A 21,924-nucleotide genomic window follows, 5' to 3' on the forward strand; every position below is an offset into this window, starting at 1 on the left:
GGCCGATGAGGCACGGCGTCAGGATCGGGGTCGACGTCGGCTCCGTCCGCATCGGCGTGGCCCGCAGCGACCCGTCGGGTCTGCTGGCCACGCCGGTGGAGACCGTACGGCGCGGCCGCGGCGACCTGGCGAGGATCGCGGAGATCGCGGCCGAGCACGAGGCGATCGAGATCGTGGTCGGGCTGCCCACGTCGTTGTCGGGCAGGGAGAGCCACGCCGCCGGGGCCGCGCGCGAGTTCGCCGCGCGGCTGGCCACCCGGGTGGCTCCGCTCCCGATCCGGCTGGTGGACGAACGGCTCACCACGGTCAGCGCCCAGCAGGGCCTGCGTTCCAGCGGCGTGAAGTCGCGCAACCAGCGTGACGTGATCGACCAGGCGGCGGCCGTCGTGCTGCTGCAGGCCGCGCTCGACGGCGAGCGCGCCACCGGCAATCCCCCCGGCAGACCTCTCGAACCACCGCGGCCCGGCACCGGGCCAGGTGAGGAAGCGAGCGGCGGGACCTCACGGTGAGGCGGACCGCGGCCGCCGTGGCCGGGGGGCTCGCCCTGGTCGCGGTGGCGGTGGCCTATGGCGTGCACCAAGTGGTCGGGCAGCCCGCCAAGGCCCCCGACTACTCCGGCGGCGGCTCGGGCACGGTCACGGTCGAGATCACACCGGGCGCGAGCGCCGCCGAGATCGGCGAGACGCTGGAGCGGGCCGGCGTGGTGGCGAGCGCCCAGTCGTTCGTCGAGCAGGTTATCGCGCGCTCCAAGGAGAGCGGCCTGCACCCGGGCCGTTACACCCTGCGGCGTCGCATGGCCGCCGCCGGCGCCCTCGATCTGCTGCTCTCGCCCGCGAGCAGGGTCATGCGCACGGTCACCGTGCCCGAGGGGTTGCGCACGAGCGAGGTGCTGCGCACGCTCGCGGACCGGACCGGCATCCCGCTGAAGGATTTCACCGAAGCCGTCGCCGAGCCCCGGCGCCTGCGCCTGCCCGCGTACGCCGAAGGGGCGGCCGAGGGCTTCCTGTTCCCCGCGACGTACGAGATCGAGCCGGGGATGACCGCCGTCGATCTGCTCAGGAAGATGACGGCCCGGTTCCGCGTCGCGGCCGCGAAGGTGAAGCTGGAGGACCTGGCCCCGCGCGTGCGGCTCACGCCCAAAGAGGCGGTGACGGTCGCCAGCATCCTGCAGGCCGAGGGCGGCGTCCCGGCCGACTACCCCAAGATCGCCAGAGTGGTGTACAACCGTCTCGCGCGCGGCGGGAAGCTGGAGATGGACAGCACGGTCAACTACGCGCTGAACCGCCACACCCTCAAGGTCAGTACCGAGGACACGCGTGTCGACTCGCCGTACAACACCTACGCGCGCCCCGGGCTGCCGCCCGGGCCCATCGGCAATCCGGGGGAGAGCGCGCTCGCGGCCGCCCTCCACCCCGCCGAGGGCGGGTGGTACTGGTTCGTCACCACGGATCCCCGGCGTAAAATCACCAAATTCACTGACAAAGAGGCTGAGTTCAGGAAATATCGGGAGGAGCTGAACAGGTATCTCGGGACGAACTGATCGCCCCCGGGGCATCCGCGGCGCCGTCCCGCGGGGTTCCGGAGCGCGTCCGGTGCGTCCGCACGGCCCCGCCGCCCCCGGGCGGGGCTCCATATATCGGGAACGCCCCCCGCGGAACCCCCTGTCCCGAACCCCCTCGGTTTGGCACACTCGCTTGACGGGAGGCCTCTCGTACCGAGAGATTGGCCAGCGCACTATGAATGATCTGGACATGGACTTCCTGCTCGGCGCCGAGGACGACGACGGTTCTCCCCGGCGCCGGCCCTCTGGCAGCCGGAGCCAGCAGCGGCGCAGCCGCAGACGCCGCAAGAAACAGCGGCGCAAGGGCAGGGTCGCCACGCTGTTCGCCGTTGTGATCATCGTCGGGGTCCTCGGCGGCCTCGGCTATTTCGGCTTCACCTGGGCGCGCGGCGTGGTGATCGCCAAGGACTACACCGGGGAGGGGCGCGGCGAGGTCGTCGTCGAGATCGAGGAGGGCGAGAGCGCCACCGACGTCGCCCAGATGCTGGAGGACGAGGGCGTCGTGGCCAGCGCGCGGGCGTTCATCAACGCCATCGGCGCCGCAGGGAAGAGCTCCTCGCTCCAGCCGGGCCAGTACGAGATGCGCAAGGGCATGTCCGCCGCCTCGGCCCTGGCCCTGCTCGACCCCAAGAACCGGATGCTCAACCGGCTGACCATCCGCGAGGGGCTGCGGCTCAGCAAGATCTACGAGGAGCTGTCGACCGCCACCGGTAAGCCGGTCGAGGACTTCAAGAAGGCCGCCCGTGCCGACATCGGGCTTCCCCCGTACGCCAAGGGCCGTCTGGAGGGCTTCGCGTTCCCGGCGACGTACGAGATCAGCAGCAAGCTCACCCCGCAGCAGATCCTCACCAAGATGGTCGACCGGTTCAACCAGACCGCCGATCGGGTCGACCTGGAGGGCCAGGCGAAGCAGCTCGGCTTCACCGCCAAGCAGATCATCGTGATCGCCAGCATCGTCCAGGCGGAGTCCGGCAGCGCCGAGGACATGCCGAAGGTCGCCAGGGTCATCTACAACCGGCTGACCTCCAACCCCCAGATGAAGCTGGGCATGGACAGCACGGTCATGTACGGCCTGAACAAGTACGGCATCGCGGCCTCGCACGCCGACCTGGAGAGCACCTCGAGGTACAACACCTACAAGTACTTCGGCCTGCCGCCCGGCCCGATCTCCAACCCCGGCGACCACGCGATCGAGGCCGCGCTGCATCCGGCGGACGGCAACTGGCTGTACTTCGTGACGGTCGACCCGAAGCGGGGCATCACCAAGTTCACCGACAAGGAGTCGGAGTTCTGGAAGTTCCGCGACGAGTTCAACCGGAACAACAAATGACCGTGACCGACCAGGGGACCGGCCGGCGGGCCGCCGTGCTGGGCTCCCCGATCGCGCACTCGCTGTCCCCGGTGCTGCACCGGGCGGCGTACGCGGCGATGGGCCTGGCGGACTGGCGCTACGACGCGATCGAGTGCGCCGAGAACGGGCTGGCCGACCTGGTCGGCGGGCTCGGCCCGGAGTGGGCGGGGCTGTCGCTCACGATGCCGCTCAAGCGCGCCGTGCTGCCGCTGCTCGACACCGTCTCCGACCTCGCCGTGGCGGTCGGCGGGGCCAACACGGTGGTGTTCCGCGATGGCGCGCGCCACGGCGAGAACACCGACGTGTACGGCATCGTCCAGGCGCTCGCCGAGGCGGGCGTGCCCGCGCCCGCCTCGGCGGTGATCCTGGGCGGCGGCGCCACCGCGGCCTCGGCCGTCGCCGCCCTGCGGGATACGGGCCTCGCGGAGGTCACGCTGGTCGTGCGCGACCCGGCCCGCGCGGGAGAGACCCTGCGGGTCGCCGAGCGCCTCGGCACCACGGTGACCGTGCGCTCGCTCGGCGACTTCGACCCCGCGGCCGACCTGGTCGTCTCCACGCTGCCGTCCGGCGCGGCCGACGCGCTGGCCGAGCGGGTCGCGGCCAGACTGCCCGAGAAGGCGGCCCTGTTCGACGTCGTCTACGCGCCCTGGCCGACGGCGCTGGCCGCGGCCGTGCGCGCGCGGGGGCGCACCGTGATCGGCGGCTTCCCGATGCTGCTGCACCAGGCGGTGCGGCAGGCCGAGCTGATGACCGGCCGCGCGGACGTGCCGGTGGAGGCGATGCGCGCCGCCGGCGAGGCCGAGATCGCCCGGCGCGCGGCCGCCTGAGCGGCACCGTGGCGCCCCTTGTGGCGGCCGTGGAATACGTCGAGGGGCCTTCGGGTTTGTGGTAGCGTAGGAACTCGATCGGTCCGGCATGAGCTGGACGCGCAAGCGGAGGTCCTCCTCCCACCTGATCCGCCGAAAGGCGGACGGGTCCAGGATCACACCGGAGTTTTCGGCAGGAGAGCTCAGTGACCCCGCATGCGTGACGTGCGGGGTTTTGTTTTTGCTCCGCACGGTCGAGACAAGCGGAAGTCTTTTGGAGGTCCCATCAGCACCGAGCCCCGCATCAACGACCGTATTCGCGTGCCCGAGGTGCGCCTCGTCGGCCCGAACGGCGAACAGGTCGGCATCGTCTCCATCGGCGACGCACTGAAGCTGGCGCAGGAGAGCGATCTCGACCTGGTGGAGGTCGCGGCCACGGCCCGCCCGCCCGTCTGCAAGCTCATGGACTACGGCAAGTTCAAGTACGAGTCGGCCATGAAGGCGCGCGAGGCCCGCCGCAACCAGGCGCACACGATCATCAAAGAGATCAAGCTCCGGCCGAAGATCGACCCGCACGACTACGAGACCAAGAAGGGTCACGTCGTGCGCTTCCTGAAGGCGGGAGACAAGGTCAAGGTCACGATCATGTTCCGGGGTCGCGAGCAGTCCCGGCCGGAACTGGGCTTCCGGCTCCTGCAGCGCCTCGCCGAGGACGTCACCGACCTGGGGTTCGTCGAGTCGCAGCCGAAGCAGGACGGCCGCAACATGATCATGGTGATCGGGCCGCACAAGAAGAAGGCCGAAGCGAAGGCCGAGAAGGCCGCCGCGAAGGCCCGCGACGCCGGCCAGCCGGAGGCGGAGCCCGCCGAGGAGCAGGCCGCGCAGCCGCAGTGACGCCCGCCTGAACCACCAGGCGGGGCGCCGCAGACGTACACGGAAACCGAGACCGGGGCGGTCTCGCGGAGTAAGGCATGCCGCCGGCCCGGGCTACCGGCCTGGGCCGTCGGCACGGACGAAAGAGGAGAGACGGCTGAGATGCCGAAGATGAAGACGCACAGCGGTGCGAAGAAGCGGTTCCGGCTCACCGGATCCGGCAAGGTTGTCCGCCGCCGCGCCAACCGGCAGCACCTGTTCGAGCACAAGCCGTCCACTCGCACGCGCCGTCTCGAGGGTGTCGTCGTCATGTCCGACGCCGACACCAAGAAGATCAAGAAGCTGCTCGCGAAGTAACGACCCGGGGAGATAGAACAACATGGCACGCGTGAAGCGGGCGCTCAACGCCAAGAAGAAGCGCCGGGTCGTTCTCGAGCGGGCGAGCGGTTACCGCGGGCAGCGGTCGCGGCTCTACCGCAAGGCCAAGGAGCAGATGCTCCACTCGATGACCTATGCGTACCGGGACCGCAAGGACAAGAAGGGCACGTTCCGCCGGCTGTGGATCCAGCGGATCAACGCCGCCGCCCGCGCGAACGGCATCACCTACAACCGGTTCATCCAGGGCCTGCGCCTGGCCGGCATCGAGGTGGACCGCAAGATCCTCGCGGACCTCGCGGTGAACGACACGCAGACCTTCGCCACGCTGGTCGAGTCCGCCAGGAAGGCGCTCCCGTCCGACGTGAACGCGCCGGTCGCCTGACACCTGCGCAAAGACGAGGGCCCGCCGCCTGCGGCGGGCCCTCATTTCACGTCGAGGGGGACAAGCGGGCATGGCGGAGCTCACCAACATCAAGTCGCCGCGCGTCAAGGCGGCCCGCAGGCTGACCAAGCGGGCTTTCCGGGACCGTGACCGGGCGTTCCTGGCGGAAGGGCCGCAGGCGGTCCGCGAGGCCCTCGCGCTCAAGGACGTCACGGCCGAACTGTTCACGACGGTCGAGGCGGAGACGCGGCACGCCGACATCGTGGCCGCCGCCCTCGCGGCGGGCGTCCCGGTCCACCGCGCGAGCGGCGAGGTCATGTCGGAGCTGACCCAGACGGTCACCCCGCAGGGCCTGCTGGCCGTGTGCAGGTTCGTGCACGTCCCGCTGGCCGAGGCGGTGCCGCGGGGGGCCCGGCTGGTGGCGATCCTCGCCCACGTGCGCGATCCCGGCAACGCGGGCACGGTCCTGCGTACGGCCGACGCCGCGGGCGCCGACTCGGTGGTGTTCACCGACGCGTCGGTGGACCCGTACAACGGCAAGTGCGTACGGGCCAGCGCGGGCAGCCTGTTCCACCTGCCGGTCGTGACCGGCACTCCCGTGGCGGACGCCGTACGGCACGCGCGGGAGGCGGGGCTGCGCGTGCTCGCGGCCGACGGCGCGGGCACCCGGACGCTCGACGAGGTCGCGCTGGACGTGCCCACCGCCTGGCTGTTCGGCAACGAGGCGTGGGGCCTGCCGCCCGAGCTCCTCGCGCTGGCCGACGAGGTGGTGCGCGTCCCGATCTACGGGCGGGCGGAGAGCCTGAATCTCGCCACCGCGGCAGCGGTCTGCCTGTACGGCTCCGCGCGCGCTCAGCGGCAGACCTTACATTCCGTGGAAGATCCCACTACCCCCGCGCTCTGAGGCTGCTGCCGAGCCCGGGAAACCCGCTATTGTCGGCGAAGGAGTCGCGCAGGACGCGGCGGCGTGCGCAGTTCCGGAGCTCGAGGAGGCGGTCTCGTGCGAGGTGACGACACCCCCGGCGGCGCCCTTGAGGGGGACGCCGGAGGGCGGGCGCGCATCGACGTCGACGACCTTCCCGACGGCCTCGTGGCCACCGACGCCGACGGCGTGATCCTGATGGTCAACCGGGCCGCCGAGCGGCTGACCGGGGTGACCCGCGAGGCGGCGGTGGGCAGGCTCATCGGCGACGTGCTGCCGATGCGCGACCAGGACGGCCGCGACTGGTGGAAATGGCTCGACCCGCAGGGCGGGCTGTCCATCCGCAGCCGCCAGCCGGAACGGCCGCTGCACCTGCCCGGCCGCCAGGAGATGCTCGTCGCCGCGCGCTTCGTCCGCACGCCGCCGCGCGGCGGGCGCGTGGAGCGGGTCGTGATCACGCTGCGGGACGCCTCGGCGCGCGCCCGGATCGAGCGCAGCCGCGCCGACCTGGTCTCGACCGTGGCCCATGAGCTGCGCTCGCCGCTGACCAGCGTCAAGGGGTTCACCGCGACGCTGCTGGCCAAGTGGGAGCGCTTCACCGACGCCCAGAAGCGCGTCATGCTGGAGACGGTCAACGCGGACGCCGACCGGGTGACGCGGCTGATCACCGAACTGCTCGACGTCTCGCGCATCGAGTCGGGCAGGGTGGAGATCCACCGCCAGATCGTGGATGTGCCGGCCCGGGCTCGCAGGATCATCGCGGGCCGGGTGGCGGCGGGGGAGCCGGAGGACCGCTTCCGGCTGGAGGTCCTCGGCGAGCTGCCGGAGATGTGGCTCGACCAGGACAAGATTGACCAGGTTCTCGCGAACCTGGTGGAAAACGCGGTGCGCCACGGACGCGGTACGGTGACCATAGTGGTGGAGCCGGTCGAATGGGGTGTGGCGGTGTCGGTGCGGGACCAGGGTGAGGGCGTGGCGCCCGAGCTGGTCGGCCGCGTCTTCCGCCAGTTCTGGCGGGGCAACGGCCGCCGCCGCGGGGGGACCGGCCTCGGCCTGTTCATCGTCAAGGGCCTCGTCGAGGCCCACGGCGGCACCATCAGCGTGCAGCGCGCGCCCGGCGGCGGCGCGGAGTTCCGATTTACCTTGCCCACCGGCACCCCTGACTTCGCCTGAGCCTTTTCCACAGGCCGATCGCGCGGAGGACGGCCCGGTGGGCTGATCGGACTAAACTGACCACGCTGAGCGCAGGGCGCTCGCAGGCCCCTGGATACGGAGCTCTCTCTTGTCGAACACCTATGACCCGGTCGAGGTGACGCCGCTGCACGCCGACGAGGTCGCGCGGGCGCAGGCCGACGCTCTCGCCGCGATCGCCGCGGCGCGCGACCTCGACGATCTGAAGCAGGCCAGGCTGACGCACGTGGGCGACCGCTCGCCCATCGCGCTGGCGAACCGTGAGATCGGCGCACTGCCGCCCGCCGCGCGCGCCGAGGCGGGCAAGCGGATCGGCGCGGCGCGCAAGGCGATCGGCGAGGCGCTCGCCGCGCGCCAGGCCGAGCTGGAGGCCGAGCGGGACGCACGGGTCCTCATCGAGGAGACGGTCGACGTCACGCTGCCCTGGGACCGCGCGCCGCGCGGCGCCCGGCACCCGCTGACCACCCTGCAGGAGCGCATCGCCGACGCGTTCGTCGCGATGGGTTACGAGGTGGCGGAGGGGCCCGAGCTCGAAGGCGAGTGGTTCAACTTCGACGCGCTGAACATCGCCCCCGACCACCCGGCCAGGTCCGACCACGACACGTTCTTCGTGGAGAGCGTCGACTCCGGGAAGGTGCTGCGCACCCAGACCTCGCCGGTGCAGATCAGGGCTCTGCTGTCGCGCCCGCTGCCGGTGTACGTGGTGTCGCCGGGCAAGACCTTCCGCACCGACGAGCTGGACGCCACGCACACGCCGGTCTTCCACCAGGTCGAGGGCCTGGCGGTCGACAAGGGGCTGACGATGGCCCACCTGAAGGGCACGCTCGACCGGTTCGCCGAGGTGATGTTCGGCCCGGGGATCACCACCCGCTTCCGGCCGCACTACTTCCCGTTCACCGAGCCGTCGGCCGAGCTCGACCTGCGCTGCTTCGTCTGCCGCGGCTCCTCGGCGGTGCCGGGCAACCCGCCCTGCCGCACCTGCAAGTCGGAGGGCTGGATCGAGTGGGGCGGCTGCGGCATGGTCAACCCGCGCGTGCTGCTCGCCTGCGGCGTCGACCCCGCCGTCTACTCGGGATTCGCCTTCGGCATGGGCGTGGAGCGGACGCTGATGTTCCGCCACAACGCCGAGGACATGCGTGACATGGTCGAGGGCGACATCCGGTTCACCCTGCCGTTCGGGATGGAGGTCTGATGAAGGTCCCGCTTTCATGGCTGCGGGAGTACGTCGATCTCCCCGCGGTCACCGCCCAGGAGGTGGCCGACCGGCTCACCGCCGCCGGCCTCAAGCTTGAGGCCATCCACTCGCACGGCCACGAGATCAAGAACGTCGTGGTCGGCCGGGTCCTCGAGTTCGAGGAGCTGACCGGGTTCAAGAAGCCCATCCGGCACTGCAAGGTCGAGGTGGGGGAGGCGACGCCGCGCGAGATCGTGTGCGGCGCGACGAACTTCTCCGAGGGCGCCGTGGTCCCGGTCGCGCTGCCCGGCTCGGTGCTTCCCGGCGGCTTCGAGATCGGCTCCCGCAAGACCTACGGGCGCCTGTCCGACGGCATGATCTGCTCGGAGGCCGAGCTCGGCATCGCCGACTCCTCCCCGGGCATCCTGGTGCTGCCGCAGGACACCCCGATCGGCGCCGACGTGGTCGAGCTGCTCGGCCTGCGTGACGACGTGCTCGAACTGGAGGTCGCGACCGACCGCGGCTACGCCCTGTCGATCCGCGGTGTCGCCCGTGAGGCGGCCATCGCGTTCGGCGTGCCGTTCCGCGACCCGGCCGCGACCGAGGCGGAGTCCGGCGGCGGCGAGTCCTGGCCCGCGTCGATCGCCGACCCCACCGCCTGCGACCGGTTCGTGCTGCGCGCGGTCACCGGCTTCGACCCCGCCGCCGAGTCCCCGCTGTGGATGCGGGTGCGGCTGGCCCGCGCCGGCATGCGCTCGGTCTCGCTGGCCGTCGACATCGCCAACTACGTGATGCTGGAGCTCGGCCAGCCCCTGCACACCTTCGACCGGTCGCGCCTGTCCGGCCCGATCGTCGTACGGCGGGCCCGGCGGGGGGAGACTCTGGAGACGCTCGACCACGTGGTGCGCACGCTCCATGAGGAGGACATCCTCATCGCCGACGACTCGGGCCCGATCTCGATGGCCGGCACGATGGGCGGCCTGCACACGGAGATCTCCGAGACCTCGACCGACATCGTCATCGAGGCCGCGCACTTCTCCGCCACCGGCATCGCCCGCGAGTCGCGGCGGCACAACCTCGTGAGCGAGGCGTCCAAGCGGTTCGAGCGCGGCGTCGACCGCGAGCTGCCCCTGGCCGCGTCGTGGCGAGCCGTCCAGCTCCTGGTCGAGCTGGGCGGGGCCGTCGCCGATCCCGGAGTGACCCACGCCCAGGTGGAGGTCTCGCCGGTGCGGATCACCATCCCGGCCGACCACCCCAGCCGGGTGGCGGGCGTGACGTACGAGCGGGAGAGCGTGATCCGGCGGCTGGAGCAGATCGGCTGCGTGGTGACGGAGGGCGCCGCCCCCGCCGCCACGGCCGGGCACGGCGTCGCGGCCACCGGCGTGCTCGCCTCCGGCGACCTCGCCGACCGGCTGGCCGTCCACGGCGACGACCTGATCACGGTCACGCCGCCGACGTGGCGCCCCGACCTGACCGACCCGAACGACCTCGCGGAGGAGGTCATCCGGCTGGAGGGGTACGACCGCATCCCGTCGGTGCTGCCGCCCGCTCCGGCCGGGGGCGGGCTGACCGAGGCGCAGCGGCTGCGCCGCCGGGTGGGCCGCGCCCTGGCCCACGCGGGATACGTGGAGGTGCTCGCCTACCCGTTCATGGGGCCGCGCGACCTCGACAACCTGCTGCTGTCCGAGCAGGACCCCCGCAGGCGGGCGACCCGGCTGGTCAACCCGCTCAGCGAGGACGAGCCGTACATGCGGACCACGCTGCTGCCGGGCCTGCTGAAGACCCTGGTGCGCAACGTGGGCCGCGGCTTCGCCGACGTGGCGCTGTTCGAGTCCGGGCTGGTCTACCGGCCCGAGCCGCAGGCCCCGGCGACGGCGCCGGTGCTCCCGGTCGACCGCAGGCCCACGGAGGAGGAGCTGGCGGCGATCGAGACGGCGCTGCCGAGGCAGCCGCTCCGGGTGGCCGTGGTGCTGGCGGGTGAGTTCGAGCGCTCCGGCTGGTGGGGCGAGGGCCGGGAGGCGTCCTGGGCGGACGCCGTCGAGGCGGCCCGCACGGTCGCGCGGGCGGCGGGCGTGGAGCTCGGCGTCCGGGCCGACCAGCACGAGCCGTGGCACCCCGGACGGTGCGCCGCGCTGACCGTCACCGACGAGGAGACCGGCGAGCCGGTGCTGGTCGGTCACGCCGGCGAGCTGCACCCCAGGGTCGTCGAGGCCTACGGGCTGCCGCCGCGCACCTGCGCGATGGAGCTGGAGCTGTCGCTGCTCAGCCCCGACGGGCCGGTGCAGACGCCCGCCGTGTCCGCCTACCCGGTGGCCACGCAGGACGTCGCGCTGACCGTCGCCGCCTCCACCCCGGTCGCCGAGGTCGAGGCCGCCCTCCGGGCCGGGGCGGGCGAGCTGCTGGAGTCGATCAGGCTGTTCGACGTCTACACCGGCCCGCAGGTGGGCGAGGGCAACAAGTCCCTGGCCTACACGCTGCGGTTCCGGGCGCTCGACCGTACGCTCACGGTCGAGGAGACCACGGCGGCGCGCGACGCCGCCGTCGCCCTCGCCGGCGAGCGCACCGGAGCCCAGCTCCGCGGCGCCTGAGCATGATCGCCTGAGCGGGTGCCGGCACGGCGCGTATGAGCCGTGCCGGCACCCGCGGTCGTTTTCCCGGAGGAGCGGTGCGTCACCTGCTGGTTTTCCCCGAGCGGGACAACGCGGAGGAGTCCGCGGAGAGCGTGGCCGAGCTGTTCCCTGCACTGGGCGTTCCCGGCGTCGTCCGTGAGTTGCTCGCGGGCGAGGACGACGCCGAGGACGCTCAGTGGGTGGTCGTCGTGGACGACCCGGACGGCGCCCTCGGCCCGGCCGACCTCGCCCGGCTCGACGCCCTCGCCGAGGAGGGCGAGGGCTGGCGCGAGCCAGGCTGACCGTCGTCCTACTACTTGCCGTACACCTCAAAGGAGTACAGCGAGTAGCCGTAGCCGGTGGCGCGCTTGACGCCCTGCATCCGCACGTACCTCGCGCCGACCGGCGCGAACGCGACGTTGTCCACGCCGCCGTCGCCCGTGGTCGTCTGCGCGACGGTGGTCCACGCGGTGCCGTCCTGCGAGGTCTGGATCCGGTACGACGAGCCGTAGGCCGTCTCCCAGCGCAGGATCACCCGTCCCACGGTCTTCGCCGACCCGAGATCGACCTGGACGTACTGGTTGTCGCTCCAGCCGCTGGCCCACCGGCTGGCCGGGTCCCCGTCGACGGCCTTCCCCGGGCTGTTGGAGCCCTGGGTGCTGGACGCGCTCGCCGTACGGCCCAGGGCGAGATCGGTCACGTCGTCTCCGCGGTGCGCCGGGAACGAGACGACCTGCTGGTAGGTCGGCCGGTTCTGCCAGGAGATCAGCGAGTGCTTGACGCCCCCGAGCGGCGACTGCCGGACGGCGTCGGCGCACCATTGGTCGCCCGCCGAGCAGGAGTCGTCACCCGGGTAGGTCGTCGCCGCAGGCTCGGCAAGCGCCGCCGACAGGCTGTCCAGCAGGACCGTACGGCAGGCCGCCACGGTCGCCCCGCAGTACTTCGCCGGCAGGGGAGCGGCCACCGGGTCGCCCAGCACGGCCCGGATGTCCTTGTCCACGTAGCCCCACCAGCCGTACTGGAACGACGAACCCTTGTGGGCCTGGGCCTCGTTGGCCGAGCCGGGCAGTGAGGAGACGTCGCCCTGCTGGTGCCCGGACGGCGACTCGTTGATCTGCAGCGCGTTGACCAGCGACTGGTAGAGCCCGTCGCCCAGCCCGGGCCGGAACTGCGCCCGCACCAGCTTCGGCCACCACGCGTCGAAGATCCGGATGGCGTCGGCATGCGCGTAGGTCTTGCTGCCCTTGGCGGTCTCCTCCCGCTTGGCGCCCGCGGCGGCCCAGGCGGACAGCTTGGAGACGGCCGAGACCAGGGCGGAGTCGGAGACGGAGGCGCTGTTGATCACGCGCAGCAGCTTGGGCAGCACCTTCCACCCGCGCAGGTCGGTCGTCGCGGCCGACGCCATGATCTTCACGACCCCGGCGCGGTCGAGGGTGCCCGAGGACAGGGCCGCCTTGACCGGCGCGTCGAGCAGGTCGGCCCGGTGGACCGGGCCGAAGCTGAAGTTGCCGTCGGCCGCGCCGAAGTCCTTGGCCTGCTTGTTGTTCCAGCTCACGAAGTAGTCCTGGTTGTCCGCCTGGGGGTGGGCCGAGGGCGGGACGTAGGACGCCGTGTTGACCGCAGGGTCGAAGCCGCTCCACTCGTGCGCGGCGTCACCCGCCATGGGCAGGTTCGGATCGGACACCGCCGACCGCACGGGGACGTTGCCGGACATGAAGTACGCCGCGTCGGCGGAGTTCACGTAGAACCAGTTGAACGCGAAGCCGATGGAGGAAGCCGAGTTGCGGAACGCCGCCGCCGAGCCCATCTCCGCCGGGTCGTTGAACATCTGGAAGCCGATCGCGGAGTCCGCCTCGTGCTGATAGGTCGAGCGCAGCGCGGTGAACGCCGTCGGCACGCCGCCGGCCGTGCCCCGCCAGGTGACCAGGCCGTACTTGGTCCGCTTGACGACCAGGTCGTACGACCCGGCGGCGGTGGAGTCGGCCGTGTTGGGCTTCCAGGAGTTGGTCTTCTTCAGCGTCTCCATCGGCGTGCAGACGCCGTGGTAGAGGTAGTGGTCGCTGGAGATCGTGGGCGTGCCGCCGTTCGGGTCGCACAGCGTCACGGCGTACGTATCGGTGATGTCCTCGGCGGCGGAGGTGGCGCTCCAGGCGTAGTCGGTGCCGCGTCCGAGCAGCACGTAGAGGTTGAGCCCGGCGAAGGCCGCGCCGCGCGCCCGGATGCCGGGCCCGGACAGCTCCTCCAGCATGAGCAGCTGCGGCGCGAAATAGCCGGTCTGCGGGCCGAACACCGCGATCGGGTGACCACCGGTCGCCTTGGCGGCCGAGACCACGATGGCGTTGGACATCTCCGGCTTGGAGTTGTCCACCGTGAGCCCGGTCAGCGCGCTCTTGACCTGCGTGGTCGCGGACGTCGCGGTGCCGGTCTCGTTGGCCGTGATGTCGACCGGCGCGGTCGTGCCCGCGTCGGGCAGCACCACTCCGGTCGCGCCGGCCGGGGCCGCCCCGAAGGGGAAGCTCTGCCCGCTGTGCAGGGTCAGCACGGTCTCCGGGTCGTTCTGCGAGCGGAGGGCCGCCCACACCCGGTCGCCCTCGGCGGCGCCGTACTTCGCCCGCGCGGCCACGCGTACGAGGGCGGACTGCATCTCGGCGCCGCCGCCACCGCCGAACAGACCGCCGATCACGCCGGAGATCGCGATCAGGTCCGTCATCCGGAAGTCCTCCGGGCCGCCCTTGTTCGTGATCGCGTCGAGGTGGCCGGTGAGCACGTACTCACCCGGGCAGTCGCGGTTGGCCATGCAGTGGTCGATGTACGCGTTGATCCCGGCGATGTAGTTCTGCACGTCCGCGTAGAGCTGGGCGCCCCGGGTCCCGGCCGTCTTCAACCGGTCGATCTGGGCCTGGAGGTCGGCCTCGGTGTAGGGGGAGTTGCGCCAGACGCTCTGCTCCAGCTCCCTGTTGCCGGCCGCGCCACCGGCGAAGGGGGTCAGCTCGCCCCGGCCGACGTGGCGCATGAGGTCCATCAACCACAGGCGGTCCTGCGCGCCCGCGTATCCGGCGCCGAACATGGTGCCCTCGCGGGTGGTGCCGGTGACGTGCGGGACGCCGGTCGCCTTGTCGCGGACGATGGTGACGTCCGAGCGCGGGCTGACCGTGCTGTCGACCTGGTTCGCCGGCACGCCGAACGCGCTGTCGTTGAAGAACGCGGAGATCTGCTCGTCGGTCAGGCCGGGGTAGCCCGAGATCAGGTCGGCGTACTTGCCGAGCTGGTCCTTGCTGTGGGCCGGGTACGTGCCGAGGGTCTGGTTGCCCAGGATGTCCACGAGCGTGGCGTTGCCGTTCTGGCCGGGCGGCAGGACGTCCGCGCACTGGCCGAGGCAGTAGTCGTCGGGCGGGTAGTAGGGGGCCGCGGCGGCCGGCGCCGCCGGCAGGCCGACGGCGACGAGGGCCAGCGCGGCGGCAGCGGTGATCGCCCGTCGAAGGCGCGCGTGCATGGGGGAACTTCCCTTCGCGGTGTCGGGGGGGTGAAGGGACCGAGGTTCGTGCTGTTCACGCGCGTGAATGTGAGTGGTGCTCAACTCCGGACGATACGCGCGGGTAACCAGAGGAGCAATGGGTGATTCCTCGCCGGCGGCGGCGGTCCCGCGTCCGCTCTGCCGCCGGTTTCGTGAAGGCGAAGGTCAGAGAGCGTCGATCTCGGTGAGGTCGATGTCGATCTCGAAGGGCACCGACAGCTTGAGCCGGTCGTGGTGGATCCCGGTCAGCGCGTACGACGTGGTTGCCGGGTCGAGTTCGTAGACGTAGACCGTGGGCCGCCCGGACTGGTTCTCGATCCGCCAGAAGTGGGCGATCCCCGCCTCCGCGTAGAGCTGCGGCTTGCGCTTGCGGTCCCGCTCCTCCGAGTCCGGCGAGACGACCTCGACGACCAAGAGCACGTCACTCGCCTCGTACGCCGTCTGGTCCGGCGCGCGATCCGCCTCCGCCCGGATGACACACACGTCGGGCTCGGGCCGCTGGCGCAGGCCGAGAATCACGCTCATCTCCCGGCGCACGCGCAAGTGTCCGGGCAGGTGACGGCGCAGTCCCTCCACAATCAGATAGCTCGCGCACGTATGGAACGCGCTCTGGGGGCTACGGAAGACGAGGCCGCCGTCGATGAGCTGAGTGTGGGCAGGTACCGGCAGGCGGTCGAGGTCGGCGGCCGTGAAGCCCTCCGAAGGAGGGATGGCCCAGCCCGGAAGCTGCTGCGGCGCCTCATCCATTTCGCCGCGAGTGCCTGCCGTCATGCGCTCACCGTAGCGGCGTATGGGCGGTGCGTGATGCTGTTCGCCGCAGGGTTCGTGGTGAGGTGGCGTGCAGGTGGCTGCGGGGATGCCACGTGGGGGCGGTCATTCCGCATAGGGGTGCGGCGCTCCCCCGGAAGAGCGCCGCACCCCGGCATGAAGGTCAGCCGACCTGGCAGGAGACAGACGGCCAGGTCCAGTTGCCGTTGTGCTGGATGGTCACGCCCCAGTTGTTGCCGCTGCCGTTGGGCTTCGCGGTCAGCACCTGGGCGCTGGGATAACTGGCGCTGATGTTCCAGGTGGAGATGATCTTGGCGGGAGAGGGGACGGTCATCGTCACGGTCCAGTTGCTGGAGCCGCTGACCGAGACGTTGAGGTTGTACCGGTCGCTCCACTGCTGACCCGCGGACAGCGTCGCGGTGCAGCTGCCGCCGCCGGGGTTCGTGGGCGTGACGGTCGGCTGGCCGGTCGGGCCCCCGCTGCCGCCGTCGGGGGCGACCGCGCGGCCGGTGGACGGCGAGATCATGCCGGCGCACAGGTTGCGGCTGCGGAGGTTCGCCGCGATCTGCGAAATCGCCTGGACCGTCGTCGCGTACTGGTCGTGCATGAGGATGATCTGGCCGTTCTGCAGGCGGCTCGCGGCCTGCACGATCTGGGCGGTGCTGGCGCCGTTCCAGTCCTGGGAGTCGACGTCCCAGATGATCTCCTTGAGGCCGAGCTGCTGCTCGACGGACTTGAGCGTGGAGTTGGTCTCGCCGTACGGCGGGCGGAACAGCTTCGGCGCCGAGCCTGTGGCCTGCTGGATGGCCTGCTGGGTGCGCTGCAGTTCCGACTGGATCTGGGAGCTGCTCATCTGGGTGAGGTGGGGGTGGGTCCAGCTGTGGTTGCCGACCCACATGCCCGCGTCCACCTGGGCCCTGACCAGGGAGGGGTTGTTCTGGGCGTTCTGCCCGATGTTGAACATGGTGGCGCGCAGGCCGTTGGCCTTCAATGTGTTCAACAGGTTCGTCGTGTTGCTGGGGTTGGGGCCGTCGTCGTAGGTCAGGCCGACGTACCCGGCACTGCAGTCGGCCGCCTGCGCGGGCGCGGCCGACAGGGCCACGGCGGCGAGCGCGGCGGTGAGGACGCTCGCGATCGCGGTGGCGATCGTCGTGCGTAAGCCTTTACGTCTTCCGATGGGTACGGCGCTGTCGACCATGTCTGCTCCTCCAGTCGGGGACCCTGATCGGGCGTCGGGGGACAGGTGGGGCATCATTCTGGGAAGCGCGATTGAAACATGTCAAAGTAGGGATAGAAATGTTTCATTCGGATGAACCGATCAAGTGTGCGTTCGCCTGCCGAAACGCCGATGAACATTTCACGCCGTCGCGGACTCCGGCGGGCGGAGGGCGAGCGCGTGCTCGTCGGTCCGCGCGTCGTATCCGCGGAACTTGGGCAACGCGGCCGCCATCACACCGACCGCGGCCACACAGAGCAGGCCGCCCACCCCCAGGGAGAAGCGGGCGCCGCCCAACTGGGCCATGAACCCCGCCCGGGCGTCGCCCAGCATCGGCCCGGTCGAGTAGGACAGCAGTTCGATGCCGGCCAGCCGCCCGCGATAGGAGTCCGGAATCGTCTGGTTCCAGATCGTGCCGCGGAACAGGCCGCTCACCATGTCGGCGCCGCCCGCGACGGCGAGGAACAGGAACACCAGCCAGATGTCCGGCATCAGGGCGGCGAGGGCCACGGCGACGCCCCACAGGGTGGCCGAGACGATGACCGCGAGCCCGTGCCGGTGGACGTGGGCCGTCCAGCCCGAGGTGAGTGAGGCGATCACCGCGCCCACACCGCCGGCGGCGTACAGCACTCCGACGGCCTTGGGCGCGCCGAGGTTCTCCGCCAGGAAGGGGAACAGCGCGGTGGAACTGGCGAAGGCCATCGCGGCGATGTCCACGAGATAGGTGCCCATCAGGTCCGGCCGTCGCAGCGCGTACCGCACGCCTTCCAGCAGGGAACGCAGCGACGCGGGGGTGGGCTCCTCGGCTCGGGGGACCGCGCCGACCCTGATCAGCAGCGCGAGGGACAGCAGGAACGTGGCGACGTCGACTCCGTAGGAGGCGGCCGGGCCGAGCATGGCCACGATGAGACCGCCCGCGGCCGGTCCCGCGATCATGGCGGCGTTGCGGACCAGTCCCTGCACGGCGAACGCCGCGGGCATCCGGTCCAGCGGCAGCACCCGGTTGATCAGCGCCTGCTCGCTTGGCCCGCGTATGCTGCCGAGCCCGGCGGCCAGCGCCCCTGCGGCGTACAGCACCCACACCTGCGGCCGGGGCAGCAGCGCGTTCACGAGCAGGAGCACTGAGGAGAGGCACAACCCCAGCTCGCTCAGTATCACGATCGTGCGCCGGTCGCGCGCGTCGGCGATCGCGCCGCCCCACAGGCCGCACACCACCATCGGTACGAACTCGGCCATGCCCACCAGGCCCACCGCGACGTAGGACTCGGTGAGCTGCTTCATCTGGTACGGCACGGCCACGGTCGTGATGACCGTGCCGAGCATCGTGATCAGCCCCGAGCCGAGCAGGAGGCGGAAGTCGCGGAACTCGCGCAGTGGGCTGAGGTCGAGCCTCAGCCGCCGGGCGAGGGATTTGAGGGAGCGATCAGCACTTTCGGCCACGACGAGTCATCTCAACGAGACACCTCTCCGAGGGCAACTGCTTTTCCTCCTCGCCGGATGCCGGCGCGGAGCGCCCGGGAGCACGACGGCCGTACGGCGAGAGGGTCGTCCCCTCCCGCCGTACGGCCGTCCGGTCTCCCCTGAAATCAGGGGAGTGCCGTCGTGGTGTCCGTCAGGACGCGCTGCAGGTCAGCGTCGGCGTGGCGGCGGTGCCGTTGGCGACGAAGCCGAACGTGGTGGAGGCGCTCGCGCCCAGGCCGCCGTTCCAGGACTCGTTGCGCACGCTGACGGCGGAGCCGGAACCGGACTGCAGGCCTCCCCACAGCTGGCTGATGGACTGGGAACCGGGCCAGCTCCAGGTCACCGTCCAGCCTCTGATCGCCGAACTGCCCGCGCGCACCGTCACGTTGGACTGGAACCCGCCGCTCCAGGAGTTCACGGTCTGCATCGTCGCGGTGCATCCGCCCGGTCCCGGCGGAGGCGTGAGCGTGGGAGAGGGGCTGGGTGACTGCGGGTTCGACGGGGACGGAGAGACGGGGCCGCCGCCGTCGGGGGCCACGGCCCGTCCGGTAGACGGCGAGATCATGCCGGCGCACAGGTTGCGGCTGCGGAGGTTCGCCGCGATCTGGGGGATGGCGGCGACGGTGGTGGCGTACTGGTCGTGCATGAGGATGATCTGGCCGTTCTGGAGCTGACCGGCGGCCTGCACGATCTGGGCGGTGCTGGCGCCGTTCCAGTCCTGGGAGTCGACGTCCCAGATGATCTCCTTGAGGCCGAGCTGCTGCTCGACCGACTTGAGCGTGGAGTTGGTCTCGCCGTACGGCGGGCGGAACAGCTTCGGCGCCGAGCCTGTGGCCTGCTGGATGGCCTGCTGGGTGCGCTGCAGTTCCGATTGGATCTGGGAGCTGCTCATCTGGGTGAGGTGGGGGTGGGTCCAGCTGTGGTTGCCGACCCACATGCCCGCGTCGACCTGGGCTCTGACCAGGGAGGGGTTGTTCTGGGCGTTCTGCCCGATGTTGAACATGGTGGCCCGCAGGCCGTTGGCCTTCAATGTGTTCAACAGGTTCGTCGTGTTGCTGGGGTTGGGGCCGTCGTCGTAGGTCAGGCCGACGTATCCGGCACTGCAGTCGGCCGCCTGCGCGGCCGTGGCGGACAGGGTCACGGTCGCGAGCGCCGCGGTCAGGACGCCCGCGAGCGCCGTGGCGATCGTCGTGCGTAAGCCTTTACGTCTTGCGGTAGGCGCGGCGCTGTCGGCCATGTCTGCTCCTCCGATCGGGGGAGGGCCGGGCGGCGCGTTATCACCGGTAGGAGCGCGCCGCCCGGCCCCGGGGTTCGCCGGAGGATCATTGTGGGAATCGGCTCTGAAACATGTCAAAGACCGGCTGAAAAATTTCGGGTCCGCGAACCGACAAAGGCGACCTGTAATGCCGAAACGCCGATGAACTTTTCATGCCGATGAGCACTGTGTCGGGCGACTCCGCGATGCCCGCGCATGCGGGCTCTCAGGCGACCGGCGGCCTGAGGAACGCGGCGGTGGCCGGCCATCCGGAGCCGCCCAGGAGTGGAAGTCCCGGGCGGACTCCGGAGCCGGGAGCGCGATCAGGCGGGGACCTTGTCGAGGAAGCCGTACACGTTGCCGATCCGGCCGTCCCCGGCGAGCGCCACGACGTCGAAGCCGATCACGACAGGCTCGGCGGCGCCTTCCGGGGCCAGGTGCCAGGTGAAGCGCGCGATGTCGTGGTGGCCGTCCACGGGCCCGCCCAGGGTGAACACGAACCCGGGGAACATCTCCTGCGCCCCGGCGATCACTGCCGCGATCCCCTCGTGCCCGGTGACGGCGGCCAGCGGGTCGGTGTAGCCGCCGTCCTCGGTCCACAGCTCCGCCACCGCCTTCGCCCTGGCCTCGGCGTCGCGCTCGTTCCAGGCGGCGATGTAACGCTCGGCCAGGACGGTGTAGTCGGTCATTGTCCACTCCTTCGGGGATGTCTTCCGTAACGACAGGTGAACGGTGTCACGGAGCCCCGAGGAGAGGCGATTACGCGGGAGGTAACCCTAAAGGCCCAGGGTCTCCTTGCGGAGATGGGTCTTGAGCACCTTGCCGCCGGGGTTGCGCGGCAGTTCGGCCTCCCTGAACCAGAACCGCACCGGCACCTTGAACGCCGCGATGCGGCCGCGCAGGAACTCCTGGAGCTCCTCGCCGGTGGCGCCGGCGCCCTGCCTGAGCCGTACGACCGCGCCGACCTGCTCGCCCAGCTCGTCGTCAGGGATGCCGATCACGGCCGCGTCGTCGACCGCGGGGTGCTCGAACAGGGCGGCCTCGACTTCGGCGCAGTAGACGTTCTCGCCGCCCCTGATGACCATGTCCTTGGCGCGGTCGACGATGTAGACGTAGCCGTCCTCGTCGATGCGGGCCAGGTCGCCCGTGTGCAGCCAGCCGTCCACGAACGTCTCCGCCGTGGCCTCCGGGCGGTTCCAGTAGCCCATGATCACGATCGGCCCGCGCATGCACAGCTCGCCGACCTCGCCGGGCGGCAGCTCGGCGCCGAGCGGGTCGCAGACCTTGACGTCCACGACGGCGAGCGGCAGCCCGATGCTGTCGGGCTTGGCCAGGTAGTCCCCGCCGCTGTTGTAGATCGCGAGCGCCGTCGTCTCGGTCATGCCGTACCCGTTGGCGGGCGTCCGGTTGGGGAGCGACTCGGTGATCCGCTCCAGCAGCTTCGGCGGGGCCGGGGCGCCGCCGTACGAGACGGAGCCGAGCGAGGAGATGTCGTGCTTGTCCAGGTCGGGGTGCGACAGCAGCTGCCAGGCGTTGGTCGGCACGCCGCTCATCACGGTGACCTTCTCGCGCTCGATGAGCTCCAGGGCCCGCTTGGGGTCCCACTTGTACATCAGCACGAGCCCGCCGCCACTGAACATCGTGGTCATCAGTACGGCGAAGCACCCGGTGACGTGGAAGAGGGGCACGGTCAGCAGGGTGATCCTGCGCTTTTCCGCCGCTGCGGCCACGTCCCTGCCGGCCATCGCCACCGTGCGCATCATCGCGTACGCGACGGTCATCGGCGCCTGGCCGAGGTTGCGGTGGCTGCCGAGGGCGCCCTTGGACCTGCCCGTGGTGCCGGAGGTGTAGAAGATCGTGGCGGGGTCGTCGGGGCCGACCTCGGCCTGCGGCAGCGTCACGTCGGCGCGGACCTCGCCGAGGACCTCGGCCCAGTTGGCCCCCTCGCCCCGGGTGACGATCATTGGCAGGCCGCTGCCGGCCATCCGGGCGGCGCGCTCGCCGTCGGCGATCACGACCTTCGCGCCGGAGTCGCTCAGGCCGTACTCCAACTCCTGCTCGGTCCACCAGGCGTTGAGCGGCACGGCCACCGCCCCGGCGGCGAGCACGGCGGAGAAGGAGACGATCCACTCGGGGTAGTTGCGCATGGCCACGGCGACGCGGTCGCCCTTGCGCACGCCGTAGTCGTCCACCAGGCGGTTGGCGAGTGTCGCGGCCAGCCGGAAGTGCTCCTCGTACGTGATGCGCTCGTCCTCGTAGACGATGAACACCTTGTCCCCGTGAAACCGGGTGATCTCCAGGAGGGCCCGGAAGGTCGCCGGAGCGTGCTTCCACGCCCGGATCTTGTGACCGCCGACCTCGACCTCTTCCATCTCGAAGAGCTGCCCGGGCGCCGTGAGCTGGGCCTGGACCTGTTCGTTCGTGATCGTCATGCTGGCGCACTCCCGGATTCGTTCGTTAACC

19 protein-coding genes are annotated in these 21,924 nt (G+C 71.0%); 12 read left to right on the top strand and 7 right to left on the bottom strand.

The window, feature by feature from the left end; translation table 11 throughout:
- Positions 1-5: 5 nt before the first annotated feature.
- The 12 genes from ruvX to FLW16_RS24975 all read left to right on the top strand — a co-directional run bounded on the left by ruvX (position 6) and on the right by FLW16_RS24975 (position 11,549).
- Positions 6-509 (top strand): Holliday junction resolvase RuvX, encoded by a 504-nt coding sequence (gene ruvX, locus FLW16_RS24920; protein ID WP_142562545.1) that lies wholly within the window; start codon positions 6-8, stop codon positions 507-509.
- Positions 506-1,540, top strand: a complete 1,035-nt coding sequence (gene mltG, locus FLW16_RS24925; RefSeq protein WP_142562546.1) for an endolytic transglycosylase MltG — start codon at positions 506-508, stop codon at positions 1,538-1,540. Before ruvX ends, mltG (FLW16_RS24925) begins: the two co-directional genes overlap by 4 nt.
- Before the next feature lie 211 nt (positions 1,541-1,751).
- Entirely contained in the window at positions 1,752-2,891 is a 1,140-nt protein-coding gene (mltG, locus tag FLW16_RS24930) for an endolytic transglycosylase MltG (RefSeq protein ID WP_260615547.1), read from the top strand.
- Positions 2,888-3,739, top strand: a complete 852-nt coding sequence (locus FLW16_RS24935; protein ID WP_142562548.1) for a shikimate dehydrogenase — start codon at positions 2,888-2,890, stop codon at positions 3,737-3,739. The genes mltG (FLW16_RS24930) and FLW16_RS24935 overlap by 4 nt, the downstream gene beginning before the upstream one ends.
- A gap of 264 nt (positions 3,740-4,003) precedes the next feature.
- On the top strand, positions 4,004-4,612 hold the full coding sequence (infC, locus tag FLW16_RS24940) for a translation initiation factor IF-3 (RefSeq protein WP_363640473.1): 609 nt from the start codon (positions 4,004-4,006) through the stop codon (positions 4,610-4,612).
- Positions 4,613-4,753: 141 nt separating this feature from the next.
- Entirely contained in the window at positions 4,754-4,948 is a 195-nt protein-coding gene (gene rpmI, locus FLW16_RS24945) for a 50S ribosomal protein L35 (RefSeq protein ID WP_030504936.1), read from the top strand.
- A gap of 22 nt (positions 4,949-4,970) precedes the next feature.
- Complete coding sequence (gene rplT, locus FLW16_RS24950; protein WP_139575007.1) at positions 4,971-5,351, top strand: 50S ribosomal protein L20; 381 nt, start codon at positions 4,971-4,973, stop codon at positions 5,349-5,351.
- A 70-nt stretch (positions 5,352-5,421) separates the two neighbouring features.
- Entirely contained in the window at positions 5,422-6,255 is an 834-nt protein-coding gene (locus FLW16_RS24955; RefSeq protein WP_142562550.1) for an RNA methyltransferase, read from the top strand.
- Positions 6,256-6,351: 96 nt separating this feature from the next.
- Positions 6,352-7,446 carry an ATP-binding protein gene (locus FLW16_RS24960; protein ID WP_142562551.1) on the top strand — a complete coding sequence of 365 codons (1,095 nt, stop codon included), beginning with the start codon at positions 6,352-6,354 and terminating at the stop codon, positions 7,444-7,446.
- A 109-nt stretch (positions 7,447-7,555) separates the two neighbouring features.
- Entirely contained in the window at positions 7,556-8,656 is a 1,101-nt protein-coding gene (gene pheS / locus FLW16_RS24965) for a phenylalanine--tRNA ligase subunit alpha (RefSeq protein ID WP_142562552.1), read from the top strand.
- Entirely contained in the window at positions 8,656-11,226 is a 2,571-nt protein-coding gene (locus tag FLW16_RS24970) for a phenylalanine--tRNA ligase subunit beta (protein WP_142562553.1), read from the top strand. Before pheS ends, FLW16_RS24970 begins: the two co-directional genes overlap by 1 nt.
- 77 nt (positions 11,227-11,303) lie before the next feature.
- Entirely contained in the window at positions 11,304-11,549 is a 246-nt protein-coding gene (locus FLW16_RS24975) for a hypothetical protein (RefSeq protein ID WP_142562554.1), read from the top strand.
- Positions 11,550-11,560: 11 nt separating this feature from the next.
- Here FLW16_RS24975 and FLW16_RS24980 read toward each other — a convergent pair whose 3' ends face one another.
- The 7 genes from FLW16_RS24980 to FLW16_RS25010 form a co-directional block, all read right to left on the bottom strand.
- Positions 11,561-14,740: a penicillin acylase family protein gene (locus FLW16_RS24980; RefSeq protein WP_142562555.1), complete on the bottom strand. Its 3,180-nt coding sequence runs from the start codon at positions 14,738-14,740 to the stop codon at positions 11,561-11,563.
- Between the two features lie 186 nt (positions 14,741-14,926).
- Complete coding sequence (locus tag FLW16_RS24985) at positions 14,927-15,532, bottom strand: Uma2 family endonuclease (RefSeq protein WP_260615550.1); 606 nt, start codon at positions 15,530-15,532, stop codon at positions 14,927-14,929.
- A gap of 160 nt (positions 15,533-15,692) precedes the next feature.
- Positions 15,693-16,727, bottom strand: coding sequence for a polysaccharide deacetylase family protein (locus FLW16_RS24990; RefSeq protein WP_142562556.1), 1,035 nt, complete (start codon positions 16,725-16,727; stop codon positions 15,693-15,695).
- Positions 16,728-16,886: 159 nt separating this feature from the next.
- A complete protein-coding gene (locus FLW16_RS24995) occupies positions 16,887-18,185 on the bottom strand; it encodes an MFS transporter (RefSeq protein WP_260615551.1) in 1,299 nt (432 codons plus the stop codon).
- Positions 18,186-18,357: 172 nt separating this feature from the next.
- Entirely contained in the window at positions 18,358-19,443 is a 1,086-nt protein-coding gene (locus tag FLW16_RS25000; RefSeq protein ID WP_142562557.1) for a polysaccharide deacetylase family protein, read from the bottom strand.
- Between the two features lie 341 nt (positions 19,444-19,784).
- A complete protein-coding gene (locus FLW16_RS25005; RefSeq protein ID WP_142562558.1) occupies positions 19,785-20,150 on the bottom strand; it encodes a nuclear transport factor 2 family protein in 366 nt (121 codons plus the stop codon).
- A gap of 87 nt (positions 20,151-20,237) precedes the next feature.
- Entirely contained in the window at positions 20,238-21,893 is a 1,656-nt protein-coding gene (locus FLW16_RS25010) for a class I adenylate-forming enzyme family protein (RefSeq protein ID WP_142562559.1), read from the bottom strand.
- Positions 21,894-21,924 lie beyond the last annotated feature (31 nt).

The sequence above is a fragment of the Microbispora sp. KK1-11 genome (assembly GCF_006874435.1).
Classification (GTDB): Bacteria; Actinomycetota; Actinomycetes; order Streptosporangiales; family Streptosporangiaceae; genus Microbispora; species Microbispora catharanthi.

What these genes read in the sequence shown, in the direction of transcription:
- ruvX (WP_142562545.1), top strand. Translation starts at nt 6, where the DNA reads ATGAGGCACGGCGTCAGGATCGGGGTCGACGTCGGCTCCGTCCGCATC.
- mltG (WP_260615547.1), top strand. Translation starts at nt 1,752, where the DNA reads ATGGACTTCCTGCTCGGCGCCGAGGACGACGACGGTTCTCCCCGGCGC.
- FLW16_RS24935 (WP_142562548.1), top strand. Translation starts at nt 2,888, where the DNA reads ATGACCGTGACCGACCAGGGGACCGGCCGGCGGGCCGCCGTGCTGGGC.
- rpmI (WP_030504936.1), top strand. Translation starts at nt 4,754, where the DNA reads ATGCCGAAGATGAAGACGCACAGCGGTGCGAAGAAGCGGTTCCGGCTC.
- rplT (WP_139575007.1), top strand. Translation starts at nt 4,971, where the DNA reads ATGGCACGCGTGAAGCGGGCGCTCAACGCCAAGAAGAAGCGCCGGGTC.
- FLW16_RS24955 (WP_142562550.1), top strand. Translation starts at nt 5,422, where the DNA reads ATGGCGGAGCTCACCAACATCAAGTCGCCGCGCGTCAAGGCGGCCCGC.
- FLW16_RS24970 (WP_142562553.1), top strand. Translation starts at nt 8,656, where the DNA reads ATGAAGGTCCCGCTTTCATGGCTGCGGGAGTACGTCGATCTCCCCGCG.
- FLW16_RS24980 (WP_142562555.1), bottom strand. Translation starts at nt 14,740, where the DNA reads ATGCACGCGCGCCTTCGACGGGCGATCACCGCTGCCGCCGCGCTGGCC.
- FLW16_RS24985 (WP_260615550.1), bottom strand. Translation starts at nt 15,532, where the DNA reads ATGACGGCAGGCACTCGCGGCGAAATGGATGAGGCGCCGCAGCAGCTT.
- FLW16_RS24990 (WP_142562556.1), bottom strand. Translation starts at nt 16,727, where the DNA reads ATGGTCGACAGCGCCGTACCCATCGGAAGACGTAAAGGCTTACGCACG.
- FLW16_RS25000 (WP_142562557.1), bottom strand. Translation starts at nt 19,443, where the DNA reads ATGGCCGACAGCGCCGCGCCTACCGCAAGACGTAAAGGCTTACGCACG.
- FLW16_RS25005 (WP_142562558.1), bottom strand. Translation starts at nt 20,150, where the DNA reads ATGACCGACTACACCGTCCTGGCCGAGCGTTACATCGCCGCCTGGAAC.
- FLW16_RS25010 (WP_142562559.1), bottom strand. Translation starts at nt 21,893, where the DNA reads ATGACGATCACGAACGAACAGGTCCAGGCCCAGCTCACGGCGCCCGGG.